Origin of the sequence: Sphingobium sp. CR2-8 (assembly GCF_035818615.1) — a bacterium.
In the GTDB taxonomy this organism is placed as follows: Bacteria; Pseudomonadota; Alphaproteobacteria; order Sphingomonadales; family Sphingomonadaceae; genus Sphingobium.
The window spans coordinates 3,409,946-3,424,826 of the sequence record NZ_JAYKZY010000002.1 but is presented as its reverse complement, the minus strand read 5'-3'; the positions used below and the strand labels follow the sequence as shown (position 1 = coordinate 3,424,826).

Annotated in this window: 8 protein-coding genes and 4 pseudogenes; 6 read left to right on the top strand and 6 right to left on the bottom strand. The window is 62.0% G+C overall.

What is annotated here, in order from left to right; all coding sequences use genetic code 11:
• Positions 1–260 precede the first annotated feature (260 nt).
• From U5A82_RS20740 to U5A82_RS20730, 3 genes are all read right to left on the bottom strand, one after another.
• A complete protein-coding gene (locus tag U5A82_RS20740) occupies positions 261–527 on the bottom strand; it encodes a DksA/TraR family C4-type zinc finger protein (protein ID WP_326292736.1) in 267 nt (88 codons plus the stop codon).
• A gap of 126 nt (positions 528–653) precedes the next feature.
• A complete protein-coding gene (locus U5A82_RS20735) occupies positions 654–794 on the bottom strand; it encodes a hypothetical protein (RefSeq protein WP_326292735.1) in 141 nt (46 codons plus the stop codon).
• A 412-nt stretch (positions 795–1,206) separates the two neighbouring features.
• Positions 1,207–1,563, bottom strand: coding sequence for a hypothetical protein (locus U5A82_RS20730; RefSeq protein ID WP_326292734.1), 357 nt, complete (start codon positions 1,561–1,563; stop codon positions 1,207–1,209).
• Between the two features lie 65 nt (positions 1,564–1,628).
• On the opposite strand from U5A82_RS20730, the gene U5A82_RS20725 reads away from it, so the two are divergent.
• Entirely contained in the window at positions 1,629–2,456 is an 828-nt protein-coding gene (locus tag U5A82_RS20725; protein WP_326292733.1) for a phosphotransferase family protein, read from the top strand.
• A 6-nt stretch (positions 2,457–2,462) separates the two neighbouring features.
• Here U5A82_RS20725 and U5A82_RS20720 read toward each other — a convergent pair whose 3' ends face one another.
• From U5A82_RS20720 to U5A82_RS20710, 3 genes and pseudogenes are all read right to left on the bottom strand, one after another.
• Positions 2,463–3,218, bottom strand: coding sequence for a class I SAM-dependent methyltransferase (locus U5A82_RS20720; protein WP_326292732.1), 756 nt, complete (start codon positions 3,216–3,218; stop codon positions 2,463–2,465).
• 74 nt (positions 3,219–3,292) lie between these two features.
• Positions 3,293–4,459, bottom strand: a complete 1,167-nt coding sequence (locus tag U5A82_RS20715) for a nucleotide sugar dehydrogenase (protein ID WP_326292731.1) — start codon at positions 4,457–4,459, stop codon at positions 3,293–3,295.
• A gap of 263 nt (positions 4,460–4,722) precedes the next feature.
• Positions 4,723–5,586, bottom strand: a pseudogene (locus U5A82_RS20710) (IS110 family transposase); the annotation flags it as partial.
• 153 nt (positions 5,587–5,739) lie between these two features.
• On the opposite strand from U5A82_RS20710, the pseudogene U5A82_RS20705 reads away from it, so the two are divergent.
• From U5A82_RS20705 to U5A82_RS20685, 5 genes and pseudogenes are all read left to right on the top strand, one after another.
• Positions 5,740–5,955, top strand: a pseudogene (locus U5A82_RS20705) (integrase core domain-containing protein); the annotation flags it as partial.
• An 86-nt stretch (positions 5,956–6,041) separates the two neighbouring features.
• A pseudogene (locus tag U5A82_RS20700) lies at positions 6,042–6,551 on the top strand (tyrosine-type recombinase/integrase); the annotation flags it as partial.
• Positions 6,552–6,704: 153 nt separating this feature from the next.
• The gene (locus U5A82_RS20695) at positions 6,705–7,139 is read left to right on the top strand and encodes an antitoxin Xre/MbcA/ParS toxin-binding domain-containing protein (RefSeq protein ID WP_326292730.1); all 435 of its coding nucleotides are present in this window, start codon (positions 6,705–6,707) and stop codon (positions 7,137–7,139) included.
• Positions 7,136–7,615 (top strand): annotated as a pseudogene (locus U5A82_RS20690) (RES family NAD+ phosphorylase). Before U5A82_RS20695 ends, U5A82_RS20690 begins: the two are co-directional and overlap by 4 nt.
• 174 nt (positions 7,616–7,789) lie before the next feature.
• Entirely contained in the window at positions 7,790–14,869 is a 7,080-nt protein-coding gene (locus U5A82_RS20685; RefSeq protein ID WP_326292729.1) for an autotransporter outer membrane beta-barrel domain-containing protein, read from the top strand.
• Positions 14,870–14,881 lie beyond the last annotated feature (12 nt).

The following is a 14,881-nucleotide window of genomic DNA, read 5'->3' as shown; positions in this document are numbered from 1 at the left end:
AAAGCGGGGATTTTCATGCCTGCCATGTCGATCATTTCCATCTCCTTGAAGCTTTGATCGACCTGTCGCAAAATCGCTTGTCTATGATGGCATCCCGAATGCCGCACTGCGAACCTGTCATGCAAGCCAGCGGCATTTTTGGACATACGCGCTTTGGTCCGCTCTGGACGGACCTATGGCCTATTCCCGAAAATGCCTTCTTGAGCGGAACTTGCCGGCGCGACCGGCGACGGGACCAGGGGAGCCGGCCGCGTGACGCATCAGCGCAATTGACTATCCTTGCTGCCCCTGCGGTTGATCGCGCCGAAGGCTACATGCGCGCGGTCGCGCTCGCTCTGACAAGCAACGCAGGTGCGCGCGCCCGGCAGCGCCTCGCGACGCTTCTTGGGGATTTCTTCACCGCACACCTCGCACTCCTCAAGGCTTTCGCCGCTCGGCAGGCGATTGCGCGCCGCATCGAGAGCATCCTTGATGCTGTCGTCTATCTGCTCCTGAACGGCGCCATCGGGCGCCCAGCCATTGGCCATGCGTGATCTCGTTTGTCGCTGTGGAATTGCTTCCCCGATATGGGGACCGGCGCGCAACCTTCCAAGTGCGGGAGAGCGGTGCCGGACAGTGCAATGCCAGCAAAGGCCAAGGAATAGGCCGGACTATCAACACGTCCGGACCATCTCGCCGACGCTGACCGACGCCAGCCCAAGCCAGGTGGCCATCCGGTCCAGTTCGATCGTCAGCCGTTCCTCCGTTTCGGGCGGAGCGTGGGGTTCGAGCGCGATGCGGTGTGCGCGCAGCACGCCAGCCTGGCAGCAGTCGCACGAACAGGACGTTGATGTCGCAATCATAGCCATAGCTGGTGACGGTCGTGGTGTCGGGATAAAGCCCGAGCAGGTCGAGCGCGATTCGCCGTTCGCTATCGAACGCTGATTCCGATGCGCAGGTCTCGACGCTCTCGCTGATCGCGTCGGTCGCGCCACGCTGGGATACCACATACACCCGCCACAGGCTGCTGCCGTTGACCGTATGGGCGAACATCAATCGCAGGGCGATGATCGGCGCAGTCGCCACTTTCGCCCACACGGCGGCATGCCGATGCAAATCGACATAGCTGGCTACGGGGGCGCAGAGTTCGGGACGGATCGGCTTTTTCAGCATGTCGCCCTGGTCCAGACGCCGTGCTTCCTTCTGGCTGATATAGCCCTCATGGACCTAGACGTCGCCGCCAAGGCCGACCGCGATATAAACGCGGCCGCCTTTCTTCTTCGGGCAATGGACATGCTCCCAATGATGGAAGGTCTCGCCCCGATGCACGATAAGGGCATCGGTCCATCCGGCTTTGCGACAGTCCTCTGCCAATGTGGCGATTGCGTCCTCCTGCGCCTGCCAGAACCGGCCTGCATCGGCAAAATAGCTGTCTTCGCCGAGCAGGTCGGTTAGGATCTCGCCAGTATAGAGGGACAGTTCGAACAGCGCCTTGCTAGTGGCGATGGCGTGACCGCTTAACAGCCAACTTTTGAGCGCGTGCCCGGTCGGGGCGTAGCTCTTGCCATCGTTCAGCAGGGGCAACCATTTGCACTGCCCTAGCCGGGACAAGGCATGACCATGGCCAGCGAGTCTGATAACAGGGCTGGATGAATTATAACACGGGCCCATATCCGTTCATCGCCAAGGGTGCAAGCGCGGAACTGTTCGACATTGGCGACGGGCGGGCGCTCAAGCTGTTCCGCGACAGCGTGTCGGATGAGATGATCGCGCGCGAGGCCGATGCGTCCATCCATGCCGGGGCATGCGGCGTGCCGACGGCAGCGGCGATCGGGCGGCAGGCATGGGACGGACGGCGCGGTATCGTCTATCCCCGGCTTGAAGGCGCGACGCTGATGGACTGGATTCGTCGCAATCCGATGCGGGCGGGATGGGCGCTGGACCGTATGGGCGACATCCATGCCGCCATTCACAGGGCCGGTGAAGGACGAGCAGGGGGCGGGACGCTGCGGTCGCTCAAGCAAGTGCTGGCGACGGACATCGCCTATGGTCCTGCGCCCGATATGCTGCAACGGGCGGCCATCGCCTATCTGGAGACGTTGCCGGAAGGCGATGTGCTGACCCATGGCGATTTTCACCTGGGCAATGTCATGATGACGCCGCAGGGGATGATGGTGATCGACTGGTCGAAAGCGGCGGTGGGGCATCCGGCGGCCGATGCGGTGCGATCGGAAATGCTGATGCGCTTTGGCATCGGGCCGACCGACTGGGTGACGAACCTGTGGCGGGACTGGGCCGCAGGACGGCTGCGCAAAAGCCATGCGGCAGCGTCGGGCGTCAGCGCCAGCGACATCGAAGCCTGGCGGCCCGTGGTAGCGATGGCCTGGCTGCGTGCGCGGGATGCCGGACGGACGCCGGCGTTCATGCGCTATCTGGACGTGGCGCTGAAAAAGGCCGGGTTGCCCTTCATTCGTTGATCAAGATCAGGCCGGCTTTTCCAGCACCGCCAGGCTTTGCCAGAAGGCAGGATGATGGGTGTCATCCAGCCCGTTGGTAAAGCGCGGTTCTGCAAAACCGGCGTTGCGGGCGAAGCGGCAGATCCAGTCGCGGTGCAGGAAGGCGTCCAGATGTTCGGCGGCGTGCCCTGTCCGTAGATGATCGAGATTGGCGTTCCATACCCGGTCATGGGCGGGCTCCTCCATTTCCAGGAAGGAGAAGATCATCTTGCCGCCGGGCTTGAGCGCTCGAAAAGCGTCGGCGGTGTAGAGATAGGATTCGCCCGGATAAAGATGGGTGAAGACCGACCAGTGAAAGACCATGTCCAGCGACGCGTCGGGTGCGACGATCGTGGGCGTGACGTTAAGCAGCACGTCATAGCCCGGACATTGACGGGCCAGTTCGTCAATCAGTTCCTGCACGACATCGGCGCCGGTATAGTTGCCCCGCCACCCATGGCGCATCAGCGCCTGCGCCGTCCGGCCACACCCACAGCCCAGATCATAGACGGTCATGCCGTCGGTCAGGCCATGGTGGCACAGCACCTCGACATGGCCGTCGCCGATCGACATGAAATCAGCCATGGTCGGCGCACCGATCGCCTGCGCCAGGGCAAGCGACGAGTCATCCGGCAGGGATTTCAGCTTGGCACGAACGAGCGCCCGATAATCACGGACGGAATGGCTTTGACGGACCTGCGCCGCCGAACGCTTCCGGCGGAGGAAGCGGGGAAGCCAGATCATCAAAGTCTCCGTTCCATATTACTTTGTAATTTCATCATGATGGCAAGACATCGCAGTCGCAACAAGGATCGTTGTCAATCGGATCCGAAAAGATCCCGTGTGAAGACCTTTTCGGCCACATCCCCGATATCCGGCGTCATGCGGTTGGCGATGATGATGTCGCATTCCTGCTTGAAGGCGCCAAGGTCGCGCACCACGCGCGACCCGAAAAACGCCTCTTCCTGCATCGCCGGTTCGTAGATCACCACTTCGATGCCCTTGGCCTTGATCCGTTTCATGATGCCCTGGATCGAGGACTGACGGAAATTGTCGGACCCCGCCTTCATCACCAGACGGAAGACGCCGACCTTTTTCGGAGCCTTGGCGATGATCTGGTCGGCCAGGAAATCCTTGCGCGTATGGTTGGCGTCGACGATCGCGCGGATCAGGTTCTGCGGCACTTCGGAATAGTTGGCGAGTAGCTGTTTGGTATCCTTGGGTAGGCAATAGCCGCCATAGCCGAAGCTGGGATTATTATAATACGATCCGATGCGCGGATCGAGGCCGACGCCGGTGATGATCTGCCGCGAATCCATGCCATGGGCGATGGCATAGCTGTCCAGTTCGTTGAAGAAGGCAACGCGCATCGCAAGATAGGTGTTTGCGAACAGCTTGATCGCCTCCGCCTCGCTAGGGTCGGTAAACAGGATTTCGACGTCTTTCTTCACCGCGCCCTGCAACAGCAGGTCGGCAAAGATACGCGCCCGGTCCGACCGTTCGCCCACGATGATGCGCGAGGGGTGGAGGTTATCCTTTAACGCCTGACCTTCGCGCAGGAACTCCGGGCTGAAGATGACCTGATCGGTGCCGAGGCGGCGGCGGACATCCTCCACGAAGCCGACCGGGATGGTTGACTTGATTACGATCGTCGCTTGGGGATTGGCCGCCTTGGCGGTCTGGATCACGGTTTCGACCGAGGAGGTGTCAAACTTGTTGGTGCCGACATCATAATTGGTTGGCGTTGCGACGATCACATAATCGGCGCTGGCGAGGGCCTGAAGCGGGTCGAGCGTGGCGGTAAGGTCCAGGTGACACGTGGCGAGGAAGTCTTCCAGTTCGGTATCGACAATCGGCGACTGGCGCGCGTTGAGCATGTCAACCCGCGCCGCCGTGATATCGACCGCGACCACTTCATTATGCTGGGCCAGCAATACGGCATTGGACAGGCCGACATAGCCAAGTCCGAAAACGGCGATCTTCATTCTTACTTGTCCCTCGCACGGCGTCAAAGCGATGCTGCACTGTCCCTGACGAGACATCCATAATGGCAATTCATCCGCTCTGCGTCGGACGCGATCGACTTACAACCGTTCATAAGGTGAGACACAAGCGCAATTTCTCCGTCTTTCGGCAAGATATGCGATAAAGGACATTATCATATATTTACTACCGTTTGGTCTGTTTCGCATGTTTCGAACGATCAATCTGCAGTCGCTTACTCTGCGGCCTATCGTCGCGGAGGCGCCAGCGCATGTGCACATGCGCTTTCTGGAATTTTTCGCTGCCAAGAATCGACATGCTCTGCGAGCCGGGCATGGGCGAGCCGTTCGATTTCGTCGCGCTGGTGGATGAGGCCGCGACCTTGCGCGATGACCATGCGAAACATGGTGATCGCGACCGAGTCCTCGGGCACCGGCAACGCCGCAGAACTACAAGCGGTCTGGTATACATCGTTGATCAGCCGGGCTTTGGAGACCTTACGCCCGATCAGTGGCCATGCCTCCGCGGAGAAGGCTTCCCGATCAAGCGCGGTAATGCTGGCCGGGGTCGGAAATCGCTTGATCTCCGACCGGCTGTTGCCCGCAAAGCGGGCGATCTCGGGAAAATAGAGCGGCAGGTAATGGGTCAGGATCCGATGCCAGGTCTGGGACTTGATCTTGGAGACAACATCGTGGGTCTTCGATAGCTCCTGAAGATCATTGATGCCGGCGGCGAGCGGATCGACATAGCGTTGCGTCGCGCCGATGCGGAGCATGTGCAGAATGACCTGCGCGTCCTTCCAATCGTTCTTGTCCCAGCCGTTATACAGCGCCTCGCGTGTTCGTGCCAAGGCAACCGATGAGATAAGGCGCCGCTCAAACCCTGCGGTTAGCAGGCGGTGCGCGAGGGTCCGGTGATACTTGCCGGTCGCCTCGAACCCGACGACGATGGGGCGACCGATGGCAGCGAGCTGTTCGGCAAAGCCGTCATAGTCTTCCTTGGTCGCCATGACGGTCATACGTCGGCGCCGACCGCCTTCAGGTCGCTCGATGAGGACCTCCTGCCGATTCTTGGACATATCGATCGCTACCAGCACAGCGCCGGCGGGTGTAGAACAGAGCTTGGTCATGGTCGGTCGGCCTCCAAAGTGTTGTCTCGACAACTTCACTTTAGACATCTGCTGGTCGGCCATGGCTTTGCCTGATGAAGCCTGCGGCCGCTACGCGACCTTGTCTTCATCAGGGCCTAGAGGCTTCCGAAACGGCGCTTCCCAATGTGCTATGGCACCGAATTTACCAGTCGGGCGATCCTGGAATGGGCGGGCAAGAATAAGGTCGAATGGCACTACATCGACCCGGGCAAGCCTCAGCAGAACGGGTTCATCGAGTCCTTCAACGGCTCACTGCGCGATGAGCTTCTCAACGAAGAACTGTTCGACAGCCTGGCCGATGCCCGCCGAAAACTGGCCATCTGGCGCTATGATTACAACAATGTCCGCCACACTCATCGTCCGGGCCATCGTATTTAACCGCTGGACTCTCGTTATGATCGAGGGACTGTCGGGGGGCAGGTCAACACCAGCGGGGGCTGCGTGACCGGGCGCTGATCAGCCTGATGATCTACAGCTTCGCCCGGGTGGGCGCGGCGCTGGCCATGCGGCGGAAGGATGTGTTCGTGCAGGGGCGGCGGCTGTGGCTGCGCCTGCATGAAAAAGGCGGCAAGCGGCATGAGATGCCCTGTCACCATAATCTGGAAGGCTATCTGCTCGCCTATATAGGAGAGTGTGGGTTGGACGAGGGCATGGGACCGTTGTTCCGCATCGTTGATCGGGGCCGTCGGACGCTGAGCCACCGGGCGCTGTGCCAGGCCGAAGCCCATGCCATGGTCCGCCGCCGCGCTCGCACCGCCGGCATCGAGACATAGGTCGGTAAACACAGTTTTCGCGCGACCGGGATCACTACTTATCTAAAAAATGGCGGAATGCTGGAAAACGCCGCCGCTATGGCCAATCACAGTTCGACCCGGACAACGCAGCTTTACGACCAACGGCGCGACGATATCAGTGTAGCGGAGGTGGAGCGGGTGCGGATTTAAATGGCATATTATACAAAAGACGCCAGCATCCCTATCCTGCCATCAAGCCTTTTCCCCCTATGAAAGAACAAAGAGTGCAGAAATATAAGCCTTAACAGAACTTGTATAAACCTCATGTGAAGCATATATTAACTCAACTGAGGCGGGATGATTGTGGCGACGCAATTTCAATCTGTGGAGGCGCTGCTGGGCGTAAAAGCCGGTCTGCCTGCGTCGCTTTTGGCTTTGCCCGCCTCCATAGAAAGTGGCCTGCCTGTCGCGGCGCTCGACCATCTGGCCGACAGCGTGGCGCCGGGCGATGCGCGGTTCAAATTCCGCTTAATCGCTAAGGTGACGCTGGAACGGCGGCGCAAGTCAGCGTCCAAGCGGCTGACGAGTGAGGAGAGCGATCGTCTGGCGCGCCTGGCCAAGGTGTTCAGCTTCGCGCTCGACATCTACAGGGAACCGGAGCGCGCCCGCGAATTTCTGGGCCGCCCGCATCCGATGCTGGACGGGAAAGCGCCGCTGGACGTCGCGCTGGCGACCAGTCCGGGCGCGGATCTGGTGATCAACCTGCTCGGCCGCGCCGCCTATGGCGGGGGCGTGTGACGGGCGGACGGACCGACCGGATATTGACGGCCTATCGCATAAGCGATCCCGATGGCATCCATCCTATTTATGACAGCAAGGACGCGCGGCTGTATCCGGGGCGGTGGAACATGCTGGCCAGTCCGATCATCTATACGTCGGAACATTATTCTACGGCGATGCTGGAAAAGCTGGTTCATGCCAGCAGCGTATTGCCGCCCAACCAGCATCATATTCGCATTACCATTCCCAATGGTACCAGCTAAGAAATCTTCCAGACCGCTGCCCATCCGGGTTGGGACGGGAAGGATGAGGGGCTGTGCAAGGCGTTCGGGCAGGCATGGTATGAGGAACGGCGCAGCGCGATATTATTGGTGCCGTCGATGGTGGCACGGGTGGAGCGGAATATCCTGATCAACCCGCTCCACCCGGATGCTGCGGGGATAACCCACGAATTGCCGGAGCCGGTTTGGTGGGACGAGCGGCTTTATGGGTGAATAGCCCAAGGTCATGAATTATCGATCAAGAACAAATATTTACAGTATTTGTATATAGACAATTATTTTAGACGCCCATAGCATAACCGATATTAATGTGGGGGTGTCATGATTATCAGGGGAACTGTGCCGCGTGGACGGCATGTACGTGTGCTTGCATTGCAGACGAGTGCCATGCTGAGCGCGCTGTTGGTGGCGGACCCCGCTTTTGCTGCATGCACCCCTGATCCTACCGTCGCCAATGCGACCAACAATTGCACGGACACCGATAGCGACGGGCTGATCGTAGACGCCGCCAATAGCCGTATCGTCGTTGCGCAGGGCGCAACGGTCCGCCCCGGCAATGCAGCGGCGGCGATCCTGTCGCGATCGACCAGCGCCAATTTCGAGATCAGAGGTCTCGTCGATGGCGGCGTGGGCAAGCCCGGATTATTTGTTACCACAGGCCCGGTAACGACCAGGATTTGTGGTAACGATCCCTATGCAGGGGCTTCGCCGGACTATTGCTTCCCTGGCAGCACTGTCACCGTCTATCCCTCGGCCAACGCCAGCATATCCGTCATGGCGGGCGGGACGATCACCGGTGCGCAAGGCATAGTGCTCCGCCGTGATCCAAACAACGACAGAGGCTTCATATCGGCGACGATCGACAATGCCGGGACGATCACCGGAACCGCTGGTCCCGCGATTGTTGCGGATCAGGGCAATTTCGGTACATTTTCGATCAACAACCGCGCGACCGGCGGGATCGGTGGCATCACCGGCAATCTATCCTATCTCACCAATGCCGGCACTATCGACGGCGGGAGCAGCAGCGCTGTCGCCTCCACCTATCAGGGGCTCTATATCGCCAATACAGGGCGTATTGTCTCAAACGGCCAAGCACCGACGGTGAGCGCCCCCGGCTATTTGGTGGTGAGCAATGCCGCAAATAGCGTGATCGGCGGAGGGACGACCGCAATTCGCACCACCGGTGGTCTATCGCTGACCAATAGCGGCACGATCAGCGGATCAGTCATCTCGACTGCCGCTGGTGGGCAGGGGAGCATGATCGACACGCGCAGCGGCACGATCAACGGCAATCTGGCCCTGGGCGCAGGCGACGACACGCTGCGTGCACGTTATCATGCCGCGTCGGGACGGATCAGCTCCATTACCGGCCTAATAGACGGCGGCGGCGGCACCGATACGATAGAATTGGGGGTGGATGCCGATGCAACCTTCCGCACAGTCGCATTGCCGGTCAATTTCGAACGGCTTGGCTTCGATCTAGCAAATAACGCGACCGTGACGCTGGAAGCCGGTTTCACATCCGGCACCGCCATTCAGATCGGCGGCACAGGGACAGTGGTGAACCAAGCGGCCCTGGCCACCAACGGTCCGGCCATCACGATCGCATCGCTCGTCGGCAACCCGCAATTCGAAAATAGAGGTTCCATCGTTTCTACGATGTCGTCGAGCAGCCTTTATGCGGTGCGCGCCCAGACGATCACGAACAGCGGTACGATCACTGCAAATGGCGGCGCTGGCGCCTCGGTCGACCGCAGACTTACCAATAGCGGCACCATTACCGCCAGCGGCACGGCAGCCATGATCGGCTATGGCGTCCTGACCAATAGCGGTACGATCCGCTCGACCGGTGCGAACGGGGTATCCATATATGCATCGGATGTTTCGACCAACAGCGGCACCATCGCAGGCGCGACCTCCGGCCTCACCCTGACAAGTGGTTCCTTCACCAACAGTGGCACAATCACCAGCGGCAATAGCGGTGTCATGCTGTGGAGCGGGCGCCTGACCAACAGCGGCGCGATTTCCGGCGGCACCACTGGCGTGTCCATCGACGGCGGCACGTTGCTAAACGGCGCAATGGGCCGGATAACGGGCGGTATCCTGAGCGGCGGCAGCCGTGCCACCATCGCCAATTCTGGGCAAATCACAGGCACAGTCAATCTGGCGTCGCCCTACAGCCTGGATTCGAACAACGACATTTTCATCGACAATGGCGGCAGCGTCACTGGCGCGATCCGGTTGGGCGGCGGCGACGACCAGTTGGTCGTGGACCTAGACAGTGCGGCTTCGCGGCCGTTGGCAGGTGCCGCTGGCGGTGTGGATGCGGGTGCTGGCTGGGATTTACTGCGATACCGGGTCAAAGGTGACGCTGGTGCGGCGTTGGCGTTGATAAACGGATTCGAAGCCCTGGCTTATGAATTGTGGAACGACGCAAAACTGACGCTCTCCACGGCTGCCCCGATTGTCGCGACCATCGGCTTGGCCGGGAACGGGACAGTGACGCTGAACGGAAGCGTATCGATCGCCGATCGCAATCTGATTGACGCGACGATCCCTACAACTGACCAGTTGACCGGTGTAAGCAACGGACTGGCTCGGGCGCTGACGATCGTCAATGACGGCACGCTGACGCTGACCGCGAACAGCCCGAATAATGCTTTTTCGATACTTGCCGCCATTTCCGGGGGATCGGCCGACATCAGCAATAACGGGACGATCAGCGTCACAAGCGCGGCAGGACGCTTTTATCCCGCCATGGCCATCAGCGGCGGAACGAGCGTCACCAATACAGGCGCGATTAGCCTGACCGGCAACGCCACCGCCATCAGCAATGTGCGTACCGTCGTCAACGGCGGCACCATCACCGACAGTGCGGGGGCGAACGCCACCGGGGTAACCGGCTTTACGACGTTGACCAACAGCGGCACGATACGGGTGGACGGTGTTGCGGCCCAGTCGGGCTATAATCCTAGAACCAGCCTGACCAACAGCGGCACGATCGAAAGCCGCAGGGCGACAGCAGTTATGCTGAGTTATGGCAGCCGACTGACAAACGAAGCCACAGGCACGATCCGCGGTGCGACTGCGATTGACCTGTCCAGCGGGGGCACGGTCGTCAATCGTGGCGCCATTGTCGGCAACATCACGACAGCCCCCTACAGCTATAGCCCAAGCGTTTATATTGCCGATGGCGGCACTCTGACCGGCAACCTGACCTTCGGCCAGGGGTCCGACCTGTTCATTCAGACCGGCGACAGCCATGGTGTGACCGGGACGATCGACGGCGGCGCGGGCTTCGACGTTTTCGGCTATTCGCGCAAGGCCAGTGGCACGATCGCGCTGGGCAACCGGCCGGGCATCAATTTCGAGGCAGACTATGTCGAGGCGCTGGGCGCCGACACCAGCGTCACCCTGACGGCGGCAAACCGCATCGCCAACGACCTTTATCTTCAGGGAGACGGCACCATCGTTAATGATGCGACGATAGATGGCGCGGTGCTGACCTACCTGCCCATCTTCGCTCCCGGCGTGGGAAGCGGCATGCCATTGGCGGCGCTGAACAACCGAGGAACGATCCTGCGCGGGGTGAATGGCGACATCCGGTCGTTCATGAACAGCGGAACAGTCGGCAGCAGGACGCTGGCGACCAGCGCCGTATCGCAATGGCTCTCGTCAGGCGCATTGCTATTCGACAATAGCGGAACGATCGCATCCTCCGGTGTCGTCAGCGCCGTCAGCCTGGGCGGCCAGGACCTGTCCGGCGCTTCCGCGGTCAACAGCGGGACGATCGACGGCGGGACGCTGATCAGTGCAGCCTTCGCGCAGCAGGCGGAACCGGCCAGGCTGGCCATCGACAATCGCGGCACAATCAGCAACGCGAACGGTACGGCCCTGGTCGTCAGCAGCGGCAGCGCCTATTATCCGGCTATTACGAATGGCGCGGCGGCGGTCGCCCTTGCCAACAGCGGCACGATCACCGCGTCCGGCAATGCGGGCGTCGGCGTTTCGCTCCAGGTGCTCGGCAGTGCAGCGTCGACCTATGTCGTCGACAATCGCGGCACCATCCGTGCGAGCGGCGACGGCGTCACAGGAACCTACAGGTATTATAGCTTTCCGGGCTATGTTTATACCACGGCACCCGTGACCGACCTGACCACGGCGCTCAGCATTCAGACCGCCAATGGCGTGACCGGGACGATTGCCAATGCCGGTACGATCGAGACGAGCAGGGCGAAATCGGTCGCGTTGCTGGTGTCTGGAACGGGCCTTGACCTGACCAACAGCGGAACGATCCGGGGCGGCGGCGACACGCTGCTGGCGGCCAATGACCTGCTGGCCCGCTCGATCGGTTTGACCACCGTGGCAGGCGCGATCCAGACAATCGGCACCGCCGATGACCGGATCGTCAATACCGGCACGATCATCGGGTCCATCGACCTAGGCCGGGGCAATGATCGCATCGAAAATTACGGTCGGATCGAAGGTCATGTGCGGCTCGGCGCGGGGGACGACATCTTCCTTCAGGCGGCCGACGCCTTACTGATCGGCACGGTCGACGGCGGCGAAGGCACTGATAGGCTGATCGTCGACGCGACGCGGGGCGGGGCGGTGGATGGCGACCAGTTCGTCAATTTCGAACGCTTCAGCCAGATCGGCAATGGCAGCGTCGCCTATTCCGGCACCTTCCGTTTCGACACGATCGGCCTGTCGGGCGGCACCGTCACGGTCGCGGCGGGCCAGACGCTGTCCAGCGCGGGCGCGACCACGATCGCGGGCGGGGACGCCGCCGAAACGGTGATCAATGCAGGCACCATCGCGGGTCATGTCGACTTGGGCGCGGGCAATGATCGCGTCGTCAACAGCGGCGCCATCGGCGGCGAGGTCCTGCTGGGCGCAGGCGACGACCAGTTTGTCGACATAGCGGGCAGCAGCGTCGCGGGGGGCATCGATGGCGGCGCGGGCAACGACCTCTATACCGTGATGCTGGCGGGCAACCGCAGCGGCATTGGTCGCCGCACCGGCTTTGAACGGCTGTCGGTGAAGGGGAATGGCACGCTGGCGCTGACGCTCGACCAGAATTTCGAGGCGGTCGCGCTGAACGGCACGGGTCTGAACCTGACGCTGAACGGCTTTGCCGCGGGCGTCGTGACCGGAACGGACGCTGCCGAGACGCTGAGCGTCGATGGCGATATCGCGGTGGCGACGATGGGCGCGGGCGACGATGTGCTGGCGCTGGGCACCAAGCTGGCGAGCGGGCTCTATGCGGGCGGCGCGGGCGCGGACATTGTGCGCTTTACCGTCAATGCGCCTGTCACGCTGGCGGGCATGGCGACCGGCTTCGAAAGCGTCGCGCTGACAGGCGGCGCCTTGACCGTCATAGGCACGCTCGGCGCCACCAATGAACGAATCGGCTTTGGCGATGGCGGGCAGTCGGTGACCGTCGCCAGAGGCGGTACGATCGCCGGGATCATCGATCTGGGCGGCGGCGACGACAGTTTCCGCCTGTCTGCGGGCGCGACGCTGGCGGGCACCGTCAGCGGCGGTTCGGGCACCGATACCGCCATATTGGAACTGGCGGGCGACCGCACGCTGGGCACCGGCCTGTTCACGGATTTCGAGATATTGGGAACCGAAGGCAGCGGCACGCTTACGCTGACCGGCACCCATGCCTATCAGCGCGTCGCTGCCAATACGGGCCTGACGGTCGCGGCGGGCGCATCGTTGAACGCTCCGGTGACATTCGGCGCGGGCGACAACCGCTTTACCATCGCCGGGGCCTTCGCTGGGTCGGTCGATGGCGGTGCGGGCAACGACGTCATCCAGCTGTCGGGTGGCAGCAGCGCGGCCACGGTCGCCTTCGCCAATGTCGCCAATGTCGAGGCGCTGGGGATGAGCGGTGGTTTCGCCACCGTGTCGGGCAGCGCCGCCTTCGGTACTATCGACCTGTCGGGCGGCCGCCTGGTCGGCCTGGCCGGATCGATCATCAACGCAGGGCAGATCGCCGTGCGGTCGGGCGCGACCTTCGGATCGGCGGGCACCGTCAACGGCAATATCGCCGTTTCGGGTACGCTTAGCCCCGGCGCGTCGCCGGGCGTGATGACGGTCAACGGCAATGTCGCGCTGGCCAGCGGATCGACATCGCTGTTCGAAATCACGCCGACCATCGCCGACCAGTTGCGGGTCAACGGCGATGTCACCATTGCCTCCGGCGCAACGCTGCGCATCGTGGCCGAAGGGCAGATCCGACCCGGCACATCCTATGACCTGATCGTTGCAAGCGGCGGGATCACAGGCAACTATACGACGATCGACAAGGCGGCATCGCTGTTCGGCTTCGTCGTCCAGCGCGCCGACCGCATCCAGCTGCTCGGCCAGTTCCTGGACAATGCGGCGTTCAGCCCGCAAGTGTCGCGCAGCATCGCTTATGCCAACACGGCCATTCAGGCGCAGCCCGCGACCAGCCCGCTGTTCGCGGCGTTGCCGACGCTGTTGCTGGCGAACGGGGCATCCGATCCGCGCGGCTTTGCCCGCCTGACGCCCGAACCCTATGCGTCCGCAACGCAGCTGGGCGTGGACCAGGCGCTGACGCTGGTCGACACCGCGCGCGGTCCCGGCTTTGCCGCCACCGATGGCGATGATGTCCATGGCTTCACCTTCGGACAGGCCATGGGGCAGTGGCACCGATTGAGTGGTAACGCGGGGGCAGGGACATCCGGCACTCAGACACACGGCTATGGCCTGATCGGCGGGATCGGGATCGGCAATCGCGACTGGTCGATCGGCGCGTTAGGGGGCTATCTCGACAGCCGCCAGCGGATCGGTGCGCTGGACGCGTCCAATCGCACCTACGGCTTCGTCGCGGGTGTGCATGGGCGTTATGCAGCGAACGGGTTGCAGGTCTCCGCATCTGCGCTCTTCGACGGTGGGGAAGCTCGCACGACGCGGGCGCTGCCCAATGGCGACACGGCCTTCGCCCGCTATGATCTGCGCAGCTTGGTCGGCGACTTGTCGGTCGGCTATGCCATGTCCACCGGCGGCGACTGGGCGCTGACGCCCAAGGTCGGCGTTACTTATGTCCGCACCATCCGCGATCGCGCGACCGAAACAGGCAGCCTATTCGGGTTGACCGTCGCGCGGGACCGACATGACGCGCTCTTTGGCGATGCGGGTTTCCGCTTCGCCCGCGCCGATAGTTCGGATGCGGCGTTCCGCCCCTATGTCGGCCTTGGCCTGCGCGCCCAGTATAAGGGGCGAGTGCCAACCGCCATCGGCGGCTATGCCCGCACGCCTACGATGCTGATCGCGACGGGCGCGCAGCGAGCGAAGATGGTAGGCGCCGTGTCGGCAGGCATGGCCTATCGCCTGGAAGGCGGGCTTGAGCTGTTTTCCGCCGTCGATGCCCAGACCGGCAGCGACAATCATCGCGAAAGCATGACGGCCGGGGTGCGGCTACGGTTTTGATAATGATCCGGC

Bases quoted from the DNA above. Each gene is read 5' to 3' on its own strand.
- U5A82_RS20720 (WP_326292732.1), bottom strand. From the start codon at position 3,218: ATGATCTGGCTTCCCCGCTTCCTCCGCCGGAAGCGTTCGGCGGCGCAG.
- U5A82_RS20740 (WP_326292736.1), bottom strand. From the start codon at position 527: ATGGCCAATGGCTGGGCGCCCGATGGCGCCGTTCAGGAGCAGATAGAC.
- U5A82_RS20715 (WP_326292731.1), bottom strand. From the start codon at position 4,459: ATGAAGATCGCCGTTTTCGGACTTGGCTATGTCGGCCTGTCCAATGCC.
- U5A82_RS20685 (WP_326292729.1), top strand. From the start codon at position 7,790: ATGCTGAGCGCGCTGTTGGTGGCGGACCCCGCTTTTGCTGCATGCACC.
- U5A82_RS20725 (WP_326292733.1), top strand. From the start codon at position 1,629: ATGAATTATAACACGGGCCCATATCCGTTCATCGCCAAGGGTGCAAGC.